Here is a 15,415-nt window from a genome sequence, read left to right as displayed (position 1 = left end):
ATGCAAAAGCAAATGAAAAACTTAAGAAACATATTCATCCTTGCGTTTACCTTGGCTTTGATAGCCAATAGCGCAAAAGCACAGCAAGTACCACTGTTTAATCAATACTATTATTCAGGCAGTTTGGCCTATCCGTCAGGCACTGTTTTTCAGGAGAACCGTTATGTAAGCTTTGTTTACAGAGACCAGTTTGGGGGTTTGGTAGGTTCTCCTAAAAACTTTGCCTTGGCTTACAATTCGTCTGTAAAAAATAGAGTCGCTTTCAGTAGCAATATTACCACGGCCGACATTGGTTTCACAAGCCAGGTAAAAGTATCAGGAGGAATAGGTTATAAACTTTTTGGAGAAGGAAAAGATGGCTTTTCAGTAGGTAGCCAAATGAGTCTTTCATTTTTCAGTTTGAATGAAGACAGAGTGAATCCAGAAAACCCAGTAGACAATGTGCTAGCAGACCTTCTAGGGCAAAGTGGTACAGCACTCAGTTTTGACTTCTCAGCCAGTTATCGTAAAGGCAACTTTGGAGCAGATGTGGCATTGCCCACAGTAATAAACGAGAGTCTTTCCGATGACGCCTATACGCGCATTAATGATGACAATCTTCCCGACTTTATAGGTGGAGTGCGCTATAACTTTTCCATCAATCCAGACCTGAATTTCACCCCTTATGGAGGCGTTAGAATGAGAAAGACAATAGGAGCAGAACTAGATGTAATGGGCGAACTGAATTTTAAAGATAAGTTTAGGGCAACCTTAGGTTATCGCGACAATTTTGGAGTAAGCGCTGGCCTTGGTGTTCAGATATTTTCCAAAATACTATTTACCTATAATTATGATTTTGGGCAAAAGAATGCGCCATTCTTAGCCGATGGCTTTAATGAGTTTGGGCTTCACCTTAAGTTGGATACAAAAGTAGTAGAAGACTGTGCTTTGACAGGAGAGAAAGTAGTAAACTACATTGTTGACCAAGGGATTTTTGATGAAGACTTGGTGAACATGGAAGACAAAGAGAAAGCCCTTTGTTACTTCAGAAGCTTGGAAGAAGGTAATCGCAGGGAAAAGAACTTGAATGCAGAAGCAGCATATCAAGCCCTTTTCGCCAAAGTGAAGGCTGCTGAATTAGCCAAGCTAGAAAGCGAAAGGTTAGCCAAGTTACAAGCTGAGCAAGCAGAAGCGGAGCGCCTAGAAAAGCAAAGGGAAGCCGCTGAAATGGAACGTTTGAGGTTGCAAGAATTAGAGAGGCTAGCCAAAGAAGCCGCTCGCCAAAAAGCCGAAGCCAAAATCAATGAAATACTGATGATGGCTACCGAAGAAATCTCTTTTACCAGCGGTAGCAGTACACTTGTCGAAAGCTCAATAGTATCATTGGATGAGGTGGCCAAATTGCTGATAGATAACTCACAACTAAAACTAGCAATGAGCGGATATACCGATAATAGCGGAGATGCAGCCTCTAATCTAGAGCTATCAAAACGTAGGGCTGAAGCGGTAAAAGCTTACCTCATTGAAAAGGGAGTTTCAGAAAATAGACTTACAGCCAAAGGTTTCGGGATTGATAATCCAAGAGCTGATAATACAACAAAGGAGGGCAGGGCTCAAAACAGAAGAGTGGAACTGACCATCATTAAGTAGAAAATAGTTTTTAGCGATTCGATTCCTAAAAGCAAGAAATCAAAGATGACGGATTATATTGGTTGAGGTAATTAATATGACAGTCAATGAAGAGGCCGTCTGAAATTACTTTTCAGACGGCCTCATTAATACTTATCCTTGTAAAACTGTAACGCTATTTCAGGGCGGGACAGATTAACGATATTACATTATTTATAATTTAAGAAGGTTAAAGGTTTTACTATCTTATACTTATAGGAGGGTTCCTTTTAATCAAGTCAGTTTCGGTGAAAGCTTTATACTTTTAAAAGAGTAAAAAAATCGCCTAATTTATTTCAAGATTTATATTTGTTGCTGCTGAGTAGAAAAAAATATATCTATTGGACGATGACGTTTTGCCTACTTCTGTTATACATCCCTGAAACCAATAATTTTCTACTATGAAAATAAGATACTTAGTCCCCCTTTTGATCATTCTGCCTTTGCAGGGGCTTGCTCAAAACAAAGGTTCAGACGAATTTGATCAAATCCTGAAAAGTTACGAGGCTCATAGCGATCAATTTATGAATCTTCAAGGTTGTGGAAATATTCTAGATGGCCCAGCCTTCATAATGAAGATTGGGCAAAATACTACTTTAGATGCACTTTTATTTATGAGTGAAAGTGATGAAATGGAGATGGGGAATGATGCTTTCAAGGAAATTCAAAAGAGGGAAAAGATATTGACAAGCCACTGGGCTAAAGATCAAGTACAGAGTATTTTGAATAATATGGTTAGATATGTGGATCGAAAAGGTATTAAATATCAAATTCATATTATCGATTCCGAGGAAATTAATGCTTTTGCAACTGTAGGGGGGAATATTTTTCTCACCTCCTCAATTATCGATTTTGTAGATTCCTTTGATGAGTTAGCTTTTATAATTGGTCATGAGGTATCCCATATAGACAAGGAACACACCGTTCGCAAACAAAAGAAATTGCTTTTAGCTTCAGCGTTTGCGGACTTTATGGATATGCAACATCTAACTGAGATTGCAGTAAATATAGAACTTATGTTAAATGCTCCATTTGATCAGATAGACGAATACGAGGCAGATGAATACGGGGTTTCGCTCGCAAAAAGGGCTGGGTATGATGCTAAAAAATTCGATTCCTTTTTTGAAAAGCTATCGAAATATCAGGATAGAAATATACTGAATAAACTTCTTTCAACGCATCCCTTCGCTGCAGATAGGAAAGCATGTATCGATGGGTACATCAAAACTAAATAATGCTGATGGATCATATTTACTTCAACTTTGATAATAATAAAATAGAGATAGCTGATGGTCAAGTGATGAGCATTGGAAGAAAAGGCTTTGGGGCTGATTTGGAAATAGATGACCGTTTGGCATCCAGAAGACATGCTGCAATCGAATTGAGAGGTCAGCAACTTTTCATTCAAGATACTAAAAGTCTGAATGGCGTCTATCTCAATGAGCGAAGGATTGCTGAGAATGAATGGGTTTTGGTTGGCAACTATGATAAAGTAAAGATAGTTAGCTCTTATCTATCACTCGTCACAGAGAATACTGAACCATCTCCTACAGACGACAAATCTAAAGAAGACACAGAATATCCTTTGGCTAGCATACACTCAAAACCTGAACCTAAACAAGTGTTTGCAGGGGTTAAGGATAGGATTATGTCCCAAGGTAAATTACGTATTGGGAGAAAACCTGATAATGATATTGTGATAGATGACCCCACTGTAGGAAGATATCACGCTGAGGTTATATATGAGGAGGGTCAATTTTGGCTTGTCGATTTGGATTCATTGAATGGAACTTATCTCAACGGGAATGAGCGAGTTAAAGGAAAAACCTTATTAACTGATACTGACAATGTTGTCATTGCCCTGAATACTTTCAATTTATTAGAAGGAAGGGTTGACCTGAGAAAACAGAAGTATGCTATTTCAGCGAAAAACATCTTTAAAGAATATCCGAATAATAAAGTCGGACTCCAGCCTTTATCGGTAGACATTCCCTACTCTAATTTTGTGGCCCTAATGGGGCCTTCAGGTTGCGGTAAGTCTACTCTGCTAAAATGTTTGAACGGTGATAATCCAGCAACGCAAGGAGAGGTTCTTATTCATGGTTTGGCATTGAAAAAGAACTTCAATCTCCTAAAGAGAAAAATAGGTTATGTACCACAAGATGATATAATTCATACAGAATTAACAGTTTACAAAACGCTTTTTTATGCGGCTAAACTGAGATTGCCGGACGATACAAGCAATAAAGAGATCGATGTAAGAATTAATAAGGTAATTGAAAGTCTGAATCTAGATCAGGACAAAGATACTGATGTAAGGAAAGTCAGAGTGAGGGATTTGTCTGGTGGGCAACGAAAACGAGTTTCTATTGCTGTTGAACTTTTGGTAGAACCAACTATTCTTTTTTTAGATGAGCCTACTTCACCTCTTGACCCAGAGTCTATCGATAGTTTCCTCAAGAGCTTACAGAAACTAGCAAAAGAGGGAACAACCATTATCATGGTCACTCATAAACCAGAAGATCTCAATTATGTAGACAACGTGATATTTTTAATGGTAAAAGGCTATTTGACCTATTTTGGTAAAGCTGGTAATTTGAATGCACACTTTCAAGTTGACGACATTGTAAAGGTGTATGCCAAATTAAGTGATAAGGGCAAGCTTCAGAAACACATTGAACAATATTATGTAAGACCCATAGAACGAGCTCATCGTTCTGCCAATAACGTGGAGATCGAAAGAGATAAGCCTGACTCACTCATGGTGCAATTTTTTTGGCTGTTTTCAAGATACCTTAAAATCAAAACCACAGACAACAACAGTGTATTGTTATTAGTGTCACAACCTGTAATAATTGCTAGTTTAATATGTCTCATTTTTGATGAAATGACTGTTGGAGTCCTTTTTTTAATGTCTGTTTCCGCCATTTGGTTTGGGGTTAGCAATGCTTCAAAGGAAATAGTAAGCGAACTGGCAATTTATAGGAGAGAACGGATGTTCAACCTCAACCTCAATACTTATATTTTTTCAAAATGGAGTGTTTTAGCTATAATTTCGTTTGTTCAGACACTCATTTTCGTTGCTATTCTTTATGTGAAGTTTAGGGCTCTAACTGTTGAGGGATATGACAATATATACCTTCAATCTTTTAGTGGTAGTATCGCTTACATGTTTTTTATATCGTTTTCTGCTATACTTATTGGTCTTTGGCTTTCTTCCTATTTCGATACAACAGAAAAGGTTATGACTGTTGTTCCAATTGCACTTATGCCCCAAATAATGCTGTCTGGAGTAATCACCAAAATTGACAATGTTCTAATAGAATTCTTTAGTTTTTTTATGTTGGGAAGGTGGGGTACTGAGGGTCTTGCAAGAATTCAAGATGGAGCAAGTCAAATTGCTGAAAAAGGAGAAGTGCAGAGTGTTTTTTTTATTGGCATAAACCCTATGCAACCAGGCTCGGCACTTACCAGACTTGATTATTATAATGAAGAATTATTGAAAAATGGTGATTTGATCGGAGGAATATTTGATACTCTTCAAGCTAACATATCAGTAGTAATGGTGATGAATCTTGTGGTATATCTAATGATTTATTATTCATTGAAGCGAAAGGACAGCATATGAAAAATAGATTATTTTATGTCCCCTTGTTTTTAATAGCCCTATTGATGGGGGTATACTCTTGTGCTAAAAAGCCAAAGTTTGTTGCTATTGAAAATGTAGAAATTCAAGGTGTAACAGATACATTGTTAATGCTTAGGTTAGATTATATCATATATAACCCTAATAGGTCTAAGACTGAATTGAAGGATTCAGAAATGCTAATTTACTACAAAGATACACTTGTGGGTAAAGGTTGGCTAGAGAATTCCACTCAACTTAGCCCTAGGGATACCCTGAGAATCCCAGTACATTTTGAAGTGAATATTCCAAAATTGGCTAAGTACTATCCTGAATTGCTAAGATATGAGAAAGCCAAATTTAATATTAAAGGTAAAAATGAAGTGAGTTTTGCTATGAGTAATGTCAAAATGAAATTTGAGGATCAAATCGAACTTGACACTAGAGAAATTATTGAATCTCAAGTTTCTAAGCACTTACAAAACAGGGACAACTTTAAATTAAGGAAGGTGAAAATGAGCATATCACCTAGATTAGGTGTTACGCATTTCAAGACTGTTATTCAAGTATATAATGATTTGCCTTTCAGTTATAGGTTGGACGATATGCAACTGACATTTTATATTAAGGAGAAATCAAAGCCAATTGCCAATTGGAAGTTGGATGAACTCATTGTGATGAATAGTATGGAGCTCCAAGAGTTGACAGCTGATGTTACTACAAATAACTTCAATCTGATGAGTGGGCTTAATTTAAAGTGGTTATTCTTACGAAAAGTAGATTTTATAATGGAAGGCCAAATGGAAATTGAAATGGGAGGGTACAAATTCACAGTTCCCATTGAAGATTCTCAATTTATAGATTTAAGTGATTTAGTAGGAATGAACAGGTAATGAGCGACAAAGAAATCATATCGGAATTGAAAAAGGGCAATGAATATTGCCTTAAATATTTATATGTCCACCTTAATCTGGTGAAGCGTTGGGTAATGAGAAATAATGGTGGAGAAGATGAAGCCAAGGATCTTTTCCAAGAAGCGATTATTGTCTTTTATAAAAACCTGATGCAGGATAAATATGAACACCGAAGTAAAATCAGCACTTACCTGTTTGAAATTTGCCGTAGGCAATGGCTTAACCACCTCAATCGTAAGGCAAATGTTGAAATCCCAAAAGGCAACATAAATGATTTTGACAAAAGGAAATATGAATTGAAAGTAGAGGAGAACAATGAAAATTCGCTCAAAAAATACTTAGACGTAGCTTTGGCCAAGCTGGGAGAGCCTTGTAAATCCTTAATAGAAGCGACAGTATGTTTTAAAAAAAAGATGGAAGCTGTGGCCAAGGAATTTGGTTATTCCAGTGCTCAATCGGCAAGGCAGCAAAAATTAAGATGTATTAAACGTTTGCGAGACCACGTTTCTTATGAAGTGGTTTTGCAATTGATATAGCGAGGTAGAAAAATGGATGAGGAATTAGAACATATCGATTTAATAGATAAATATATCAATGAAGAATTGACTATTGACGAGCGGAGCAAATTTGATAGCTTGATGGCTAAATCTCCTGATTTTCAACAGGAAGTTAAGCTTTATGAAAAACTTTATTTAGATATTGAAAAGAAGGGTGATGAGGAGTTAAAAGCCAGACTGAATGTATACTATGATGACTATCAGAAGGAACAAGTACCTAATAAGAATAGGGGTTTACAGCGATTTCTGATTTTGGCCACAAGCTTAGCGGCATGTTTGGTCTTAGGTTTTTTTCTTGTTACCAACCGTTCCAACACACCGGATAGTGTGCTTGGGAATGATAGTGAATCAGAGAAAACAAATTCCGACACTGTCGATATCATTAAACCTATCGATGAGTCCGATGATAATTTTGCCAAAGAAAATGAGAGGCTAGAACTAAATGATTCTAACGGTGTCCCTGGTGAACCAAAATATGTCCCACAAATGGCTCTTGGAGGGCTTCAGTCGGTTCCTGCCTCAGCGATCAAATCAGTAGAGTATCCTCAGGCTCTTTACTATACATTTGATGGCAAGATGTTGATACTCTTTGGTGATCCCCTTATCGCCCCACTTCAAATAAGAATACTGAAGGCTAATGATCAATATCTACTTCAATTAAAAGGGGAAAGCTTCAAAATCTCAAACAGCCTTACAAGAGTGCCCTTAACTCTTGATAAAGGAGTGTACAAGGGCGGTGAGACATTAGGAGAAGAAGTGAGTGTGCAGGTAAGTGACATTCGAGCTGTTGCCTCTTTATATGACGGATTGGTAGTTAAGGTAACGGGAAACGAATCCGTTAACCCGACCTATATTTTTGAAGAACAAGGTGGGAAAGCTCAACTAGTGATAAATGGTGCATTTGACCCTAATAGGTTAGAGATTATAAGAGTAAGACAGGATGTAGGGACATCAATATTTCTTTTATCTGGAAGTAAATTATACCTCCTGAACAAAGAAGCTGAGGGGCAGCAGGAGTTAGAGCCTATTAGTGTGCTGAGCAACAATACTACTAGATTGTTCCGTGAAAGGGAGCCTTTGAAAGTCAAGGTGAACAAGGTAAAATAACTTCCATAACCAATGTAAACTGCCTTTTTAATGGCCTCTAGAAGTTTGGTGGTTATACCCATATATGCTAATTCTTGGCAGGAATGGTTCTTACCTCTAATTGAAACTCCCATCCTTGAAGTGGTTAAGCCACATTCCAAACCAAGTTTAGGTTTGTAGATTATAAGAGAATATTTTTTCAAAAGAAGATGACGTTCTGTAAAAACGGGTATCAAATAATGTAGCACTAGGCGATTATTATTGAACCATTAAATATTCAACCGATGAAAAGTAGCAGCATTAAACCACAACCATTATTAAACCAACACGCAGTCAGTAGCCAGAAAATCAAACAAGTTAATAAGGCAGATCATAGCTGTAGAATTGGCAATTTTTCCATTGAAGATCAAAATTTGGCTGAATCGGCTAGCAGCACTAAAACAATTCAAAATGAGGCAAGAACAGTTGCAGTATTGATATTTATTGTAACAGCAATATGCTTTCAGAATTTCTCTTTTGCACAAACTTCTACCGGAACCGCAAATAAAAGTAGTAACGTTTTGACCTCTACTTTTATTCAAAAGACAGGAGTTCCTATGATTGAAGCACTGGAAAAGGAAGGGCTGAGTGTGGTGAGGTTTGAAATGGACGGAATAGTTTCGTCAAGAGTATCATGGAGGAATCTAACAAAGGGGTTTAAGTATGGATTTGTAGCCTTTTCCGACCATAGAGTAAAAGACATAGACATTAAAATTTCAAAGTATAAAGATGGAAAATGGGTCGAAGTTGTAAAAGATTCTAAGGCAGAAACTTGGGCCATTGCTTCTGTAACACCCCTAGAAAGTGAGGAGTACAAGATTGAAATATCAGTATATCAATATAGTGAGGGTTATGATTCAGCAGATTATGGACTTGTTGTAACTTTATCCAAACTTAACTAAGTTTAATTGTTGGTGAACAGTCTTAAATAAATGCAACTCAATCAATATACATGGGATCCCGAAAAAGACCTGATAGCAGAAGGAGCTTTTGCTGAAGTCTTCAAAGCCTTGGACACCAATACACATGGGAGAGTCGTGGCCCTTAAAATTTACAAAGAGGCAGTTGCTAAAGGTACTTTGGGCAGTTCTAACCAAAAGAAATATAGCCTAGAGGAAGAGTTCAGAAAGATTGATGGCCTCTCCCATACTAACCTTATCTCCTACTATGGCCAAAGCTATATTCAGCATAAAGACGCCATGGGACGCTCATCAAGCTATCCGGTCATTGTGATGGAATATGCTTCTTTAGGCACTTTAGCCGATTTCTTAAAGACCAACCCTTCCTTAGAGGTAAAAGAAAAGCTAATCCACGACATAATCAAAGGAGTAGATTATTTACACAGCGAGGGAATACTCCACCGGGACCTTAAGCCTGGCAATGTGTTAATCACGGAAAACCGAAAAGGGAAGCTGGTGGCCAAAATAACCGATTTTGGAATCAGTAGAGATTTATTCGAGGAGCAAACCATTGAGCAATCGCTCACTGCAGGTATAGGAACCGCTCACTATATGGCACCAGAGCAATTCTTTAAAAAGAACTTTGGTTTGAACAAAGAGGTCACCAGCAGAACAGACCTTTGGGCCATTGGAGTCATTGTTTTCAGGATACTAACAAACAAACTTCCTTTTGGCCATAACCTGAGGGATATGGAATTGATTCGGGATGAGATAGTCCATTCCAACCCAGACTTAACTGGTTTAAGTAATAATGGAATAGCTCTTGTAAAAAACAGCTTACTTAAAAATGCTGCCTTTAGACCTGAGTCAGGCCTTGAGCTTTGGAATATTTACCACACGGGAAAAATAACTGAAGCGATTGAAAAAGAGTGGATCAAACAGGCTAAAGAAAAGGTAGCTGATATTAGCATTACACAGCAATCCATTGACAAGCATGATTCACCAACTATAAATCCAGAAACCAAGGGAAAAACAATTAAGATACCAGATCCTTATGTGGAAGGTACTGGGATAAATATAGAAGAAAAGAAACCCGAAAGAAACATCAAAAGAATATACTGGGTAGCTGCTACTATTGTAGTTCTTGCTGCTGCTGTATGGGGCTTCCTATCCAAATCAAAAGATGCCAACAATTCTCAAAAGCAAGAGCTTACTACAAATACAAACCCATTAAACAACAATGTTGACACAACCACGGCTTCTGGTGCAGTATTGAACTCTGAGATATCAAGCCAAGAACCTGTTGAGGAAGAGAAATCCATTCCAATCAGAGATTCACAAAACCCTGATTTAAGTGAAGAATCAACTGTCAAAAATACCACACGAAACAATTTAGAGAATAGAGAAAGTACATCAGGACAAATTGAAAAAAAAGAACCCGAAGAAACGGAACAAGTCTTTACCATTGTAGATGAACAAGCCGATTTTCCAGGTGGTAACACAGCGTGGAATGACTACTTAAAAATGAACCTTAATTATCCGCAGGAGGCGAGGACAAAAGGAATAGAAGGTGCAGTCTTAGCCTCTTTTGTAGTAGATAAGAAAGGAAGCATATCAGATATATCTATAATAAGGGGTATTGATGGTGGTTGCAATGAAGAAGTAATAAGGCTATTACGTACTTCCCCAAAATGGAATCCTGCAAAAAAGGGCGGGAAGCCAGTGAATTCGAAAATGCAATTTAGAATTGTTTTTAAGCTTAATAGTTCTAATTCAACGGATACTGAAGATCCTTTAGAGCCTTCTAATAGTCTTAATACAAGAGATGAAAGTACAATAAGTAATAAAGTATCTAAGCTTGATGAGAAAAAGTCCACTTTTGAAACAGTTCTAGCCGAACCATATTCGACAAATAGCCTAACTTTTCTTAATGAAAAAAATCGTTTCGTTCTTGGGAAAGGGAATGTGCTAGAAACTTGGAATATAGACACAAGAAAGAAAGAGTTAACATATGAAGGCCATAAATCGAGGGTATCCACAATTGCCGCTTATCCTGACAGTAGATGGAACTACCCTGAAGACACAAAATATATTGCTTCTGGCACAGTAGAAGGAGAGTTAATATTATGGGATGCAAAAACAGGAGAAGTAATAAAACGAAGAAAAGCGCATGATTCGGAAATCACAAGCATTTCCTTTAGTTTGGGTGGTACAATTGCAACAACTTCACTTGATAAAACACTAAGGTTTTGGGATAGTCCACAATTAAAGAAACTGAAAGAAAAAGAAATAGGAATCCATTCTGATGAACCCTTGAGTATTGGCCTTTTCGAGACCGGTGATTTTGTGACATTCTCGAAAAATGGTCAGGTTATCGTTTGGACTAACCATGTAAAAACTACAAAACAGTCGTCCAACTTGTTCCCTAAGCAAAATGCGAATGAATTAATGGTGTCACATTCTAGGAATATTTTGGCATTTTCAAGAAGTGACAACAAAATTCATATATGGGAATTCAATGGCCTAGCTGGGATATATGTTGGTGCTGAACATAGGTTAATTACAGAATTAGAAGGGCATTCTAAAAATATTTCATCCATGTGCTTCACAACTGATGGCAAGTTTTTGCTTAGCGGCTCCATTGATAATACACTGAAGTTATGGCATATTGAAACCGGTGATTTGGTTAAGGAATTCAACCAACATATAACGAATAGTGTATATTCAATAAGCATATCCTCAGAGGGGAAAGCAATAATTTCATCACCTTCAGAAGTTGGAGGCATACAAGTCTATGACATTCAATATTGGATTAACAAGTATTTATCGGCTGACTAAACCATTCATTTCCAAACAAAAAGTTGGCTCTAAAAGCCCTATTCAACTGTTTATCTCAATCATGAAGAAATGTTTGAATTGATTAAGTGACCTTTTGAAGCATCTGGTATTCATAATAAAACCAGATGCGACCATTCTTCAATACCTTAGCCCTGTTACTTTTATTTATCAAAATCACCTCTTGTAGTCCAACTCAAAAGTTAACCAATAGCCTTCAGGAAAAATACATCGGCAGGGGATTGGCCATTAATACCACAGTGGCTAAACAGAGTGGTATAGAAATCCTTTTAATAAAAACAAAGAAAGGGTATCAAGCTACCATTAGTTGGGACAACCAAACTCTATTTGGAGATGCCTTTCTAACCAGTAAAAGTATAACACAAGGAGAAGCGACCACTCTAATTACCTTCTCTGGCACTTTTGATTGCAGCAACATATCAGGCTGGCCTGAAGATACCTTTTCAAATATTGACGTTTGGATAGAAATTCATCGTGATTCCCAAATACTTATGGGTGAATATCACATTTTAGGTAGAGATGCACTTCCTGAACAATGGGGCAACTTACTAATGCCTATACATCAAACCAACTGAGTTTGGGAATGGCTTTACATGCTACTAAAACAATAGAAATTAAAAAACTAAAAATACTACCAAATTTAGAAGCATGACATTTTAAAATTTTAATTGTAATTTTTATGCTGTTAATACTATATTTCAGTTGAACATTTATTAATGCAACTCAACCAATACACATGGGATCCTGAAAAGGACTTGATAGCAGAAGGAGCCTTTGCGGAGGTATTCAAAGCATACGATACCAATACACAAGGCCGGGTAGTTGCGCTTAAAATTTACAAAGAGGCAGCAGCCAAAGGAACTTCCGGCAGTTCAAAACAAAAAAAGTATTCCCTTGAGGAAGAATTCAATAAGATTGATGGGCTCTCCCACACCAATTTAGTCACCTACTATGGAATAAGTTACATCAAACACCAAGATGCCATGGGGCGCTCAGCAAGCTACCCAGTAATTATCATGGAATATGCCCCATATGGAACCTTGGCAGATTTACTCAAGACTACCCCTTCAATAGCTATTAAGGAAAAACTGATTAAAGACATTATTCAAGGGGTAGGTTATCTCCATAGCGAAGGCATCATTCATAGAGACCTAAAACCAGGAAATATTCTAATTACCAAAAATAGAAGAGGTGAGCTAGTTGCCAAGATTACGGACTTCGGCATTAGCAGGGATATTCTTTCAGAACAAACTATTGAGCAGTCCTTAACAGCAGGGGTGGGCACTCCGCATTATATGGCACCCGAGCAATTCTATAAAAAGAAGTTTGGGCTCAATGGAGAAATTTCTGAACGGACAGATATTTGGGCAATAGGAGTGATCGTCTATCAATGTTTTGCCAATCGATATCCATTTGGGGAGGGGAGCAAGGAGTATGAGCTGACTAGAGAAGAAATAATCTGTCGAACTCCTGAACTAGAGTCTCTTCCAAGTTTTATTCAAGAACTAATTGCGAGCTGCTTGGAAAAGGATGCAGCAAAGCGACCAGATTCAATGTCATTATTAGCTCTTTTTAGTAAAGGAAGTTCGGAAATCCATAATATCAGTTTCAAATCCATACCGACTTCAAAGCAGAAAAAGCCGGACTCTAAGGCAGAGCAAGAACCTTCTAGCCCTACTAATGAAGATAAGGCGCAGGTTGATACTCCACCTTCTAAGCCAAAGATTGAAAAGGTAGATAAACTTAAAAAATTAAGAAAGGACACACCAAATCGTAAATTGCCTAAGTCATTAAAAGCTGCTTTAGTAATTATTGCTGTTACAGCCGTCTCAATTCGTGCTTATCTACTTTGGCCTTATAACTCTATAAAGAATCTTCCTGATGATTTTCTGGTCTTTCAGCTTGATGAAGAAGTGGCGGTAGAGAATGTTGCAACAGGAGAATTGGTATTACCTGATTCTAGTGGCTATGCTATCATGAGATTAGAGGATGAGAGCCTACTAAACATTTATGACCTGAAAAACGAAGTTTATTTTTTTTACTACTATGAACCTTCACATGGTAGAAACCTAAAGATTGATATTTCACCTGAGCGCTTATCGGTCAATGATATATTAAGATCGTCAAATATCAGGAAGATTAATTCCTATATTAATTCTTCTCAATATGAGTCAATTGATATCATTTATACAAGTGAAGAAGGACGGGCAAATGAAATAGATTTTATTGAAAAAGTTATATCTGTAAACCCTTTTGTTACAATAATTCCAGAAGAAAATATTACTAGGTATTCGGAGCTTTTAAGTAAAACAAGTCCAAAAATATGTTTAGACCCTAGCGTATTAAATTGGGTAAGTAAAAGTGAGATTAGATTTCTGTCCACTGGAAGTAACGGCTCTGATGATGATTTAATTAGTAAGGATTTTCCAAGACTAAAAACGATATTGTTTGAAGAAGGCACTAGCCATTATTTTGGGTTGAATCAAGCGGAAAATTTGATTTTTAAAAATGGAACCTTTAATGAATCAATGTTGAATTCTCAACGAAACTTAAAGGGGTTAACAATCTTCGATGAGAGTGGGTTGAGTTTTAATTTCTTAAATGAAGTCCCCGAATTAGAATCGTTTACATATATAAATAAAGACGTTTTTCTTGGTGATTTATCTCCAATTAAAAACTTAGAAGAGTTGGTGATCTCAGGGGTTAATGAAGAGAAATTGAAAGTAATAGTTAGAAACAACCCGAATCTGAAGCATTTAGGTTTACCTGATATGAAGAAAATATATAATATGTCTTCTTTGAAAAACTTAGTAAAGCTAGAAGTATTAGATTTTGATGAGTTTGATAACTATATAGATTTCAGTCCACTGAAATCTCTTGAAAACTTGAAAAGAATTGGAATAATCTCAACGGACGAACAAGAAGTACAGAACCTTATTGATGCATGTCCAACATGCATCGTACATGCTGTAAGTTATGGAATGTGCCTAGGATCAGGTTGGTTAACATTAGTATTTCCAGCGTTTCTCCTACTTTATTATTTTTATAGATTAAAACTGTATGGAAATGAAGAGCAAAGGTAAATTAGACGTCTATATAAACCTATGGGGAGACTTTCTAATTGTCCTTTTCTCTTTATTTTTTTTCTCATTCTTAATTACGGAGAATAAATATTTGGCTATTATACCTCTTGTGATCTTCCTGTTTCATTCATTAAAAAAACTAGGAGCATATAGTCTAATGGAAATCGCTGGCTTAATTGGAATGAGAACTGAAAAGCATCTGGCTTTATTCATAATTGTTTCCATTCTATCTGGTTTTGGATTAGGTGTTTTTTATAGAAGTTATGTTCAAACCGAAATATTTCCATCAGCTTTCTCAACCTTTGTATTTACAGCTACATTAATAGGGCTTTCTGAGGAAGTTGTTTTTAGAGGCTACCTGATGTGGGTTCTTCGAAGGCACAAGTATTATATAATAATTGTTTTGACCGCATTTACACATGCCTCATATAAAATTGCTCTATTTCTAAATACTACAGATAATAATCTTTTTATGTTGGGTTTCATAACCTTCATAGTTGGATTGTTTTTGGGCTGTTTAAAAATACGAAGCCAAAGCATCTGGCCTTGTATATTTTTCCATGTCGTATTTGATATTATCGTTTATGGTGATGGCGTTACTCCTTGGTGGGTTTGGTAATATTGGTTATGAGAAGAGATGTGTCGAAGTATTATAAAAAATGGATGATTTTAAAATTAGGACTCGTGGTTTTGAAACATCTCACTACTC

Annotated in this window: 11 protein-coding genes; all 11 read left to right on the top strand. The window is 36.8% G+C overall.

The window, feature by feature from the left end:
* The 11 genes from AAC026_RS15730 to AAC026_RS15680 all read left to right on the top strand — a co-directional run bounded on the left by AAC026_RS15730 (position 1) and on the right by AAC026_RS15680 (position 15,325).
* Positions 1-1,629: a PorP/SprF family type IX secretion system membrane protein gene (locus AAC026_RS15730; RefSeq protein WP_339699970.1), complete on the top strand. Its 1,629-nt coding sequence runs from the start codon at positions 1-3 to the stop codon at positions 1,627-1,629.
* A gap of 419 nt (positions 1,630-2,048) precedes the next feature.
* Positions 2,049-2,882 (top strand): M48 family metallopeptidase, encoded by an 834-nt coding sequence (locus tag AAC026_RS15725; protein ID WP_339699967.1) that lies wholly within the window; start codon positions 2,049-2,051, stop codon positions 2,880-2,882.
* A gap of 5 nt (positions 2,883-2,887) precedes the next feature.
* Entirely contained in the window at positions 2,888-5,275 is a 2,388-nt protein-coding gene (locus AAC026_RS15720; protein ID WP_339699964.1) for an ATP-binding cassette domain-containing protein, read from the top strand.
* A complete protein-coding gene (locus AAC026_RS15715) occupies positions 5,272-6,165 on the top strand; it encodes a hypothetical protein (protein ID WP_339699961.1) in 894 nt (297 codons plus the stop codon). Before AAC026_RS15720 ends, AAC026_RS15715 begins: the two co-directional genes overlap by 4 nt.
* A complete protein-coding gene (locus AAC026_RS15710) occupies positions 6,165-6,722 on the top strand; it encodes a sigma-70 family RNA polymerase sigma factor (RefSeq protein WP_339699958.1) in 558 nt (185 codons plus the stop codon). Before AAC026_RS15715 ends, AAC026_RS15710 begins: the two co-directional genes overlap by 1 nt.
* A 12-nt stretch (positions 6,723-6,734) precedes the next feature.
* On the top strand, positions 6,735-7,850 hold the full coding sequence (locus AAC026_RS15705; protein ID WP_339699955.1) for a hypothetical protein: 1,116 nt from the start codon (positions 6,735-6,737) through the stop codon (positions 7,848-7,850).
* 263 nt (positions 7,851-8,113) lie between these two features.
* Positions 8,114-8,770: a hypothetical protein gene (locus AAC026_RS15700; RefSeq protein ID WP_339699952.1), complete on the top strand. Its 657-nt coding sequence runs from the start codon at positions 8,114-8,116 to the stop codon at positions 8,768-8,770.
* A gap of 30 nt (positions 8,771-8,800) precedes the next feature.
* Positions 8,801-11,605, top strand: a complete 2,805-nt coding sequence (locus AAC026_RS15695; RefSeq protein ID WP_339699949.1) for a TonB family protein — start codon at positions 8,801-8,803, stop codon at positions 11,603-11,605.
* A gap of 125 nt (positions 11,606-11,730) precedes the next feature.
* Complete coding sequence (locus AAC026_RS15690) at positions 11,731-12,198, top strand: hypothetical protein (protein ID WP_339699946.1); 468 nt, start codon at positions 11,731-11,733, stop codon at positions 12,196-12,198.
* Positions 12,199-12,339: 141 nt separating this feature from the next.
* Positions 12,340-14,706: a serine/threonine-protein kinase gene (locus AAC026_RS15685; RefSeq protein WP_339699944.1), complete on the top strand. Its 2,367-nt coding sequence runs from the start codon at positions 12,340-12,342 to the stop codon at positions 14,704-14,706.
* Positions 14,690-15,325 carry a CPBP family intramembrane glutamic endopeptidase gene (locus tag AAC026_RS15680; RefSeq protein ID WP_339699941.1) on the top strand — a complete coding sequence of 212 codons (636 nt, stop codon included), beginning with the start codon at positions 14,690-14,692 and terminating at the stop codon, positions 15,323-15,325. The genes AAC026_RS15685 and AAC026_RS15680 overlap by 17 nt, the downstream gene beginning before the upstream one ends.
* Positions 15,326-15,415 lie beyond the last annotated feature (90 nt).

This window comes from uncultured Roseivirga sp. (assembly GCF_963973945.1).
Classification (GTDB): Bacteria; Bacteroidota; Bacteroidia; order Cytophagales; family Cyclobacteriaceae; genus Roseivirga.
The sequence above is the reverse complement of the archived record's forward strand: the minus strand, read 5'-3'. Positions and strand labels throughout refer to the sequence as shown.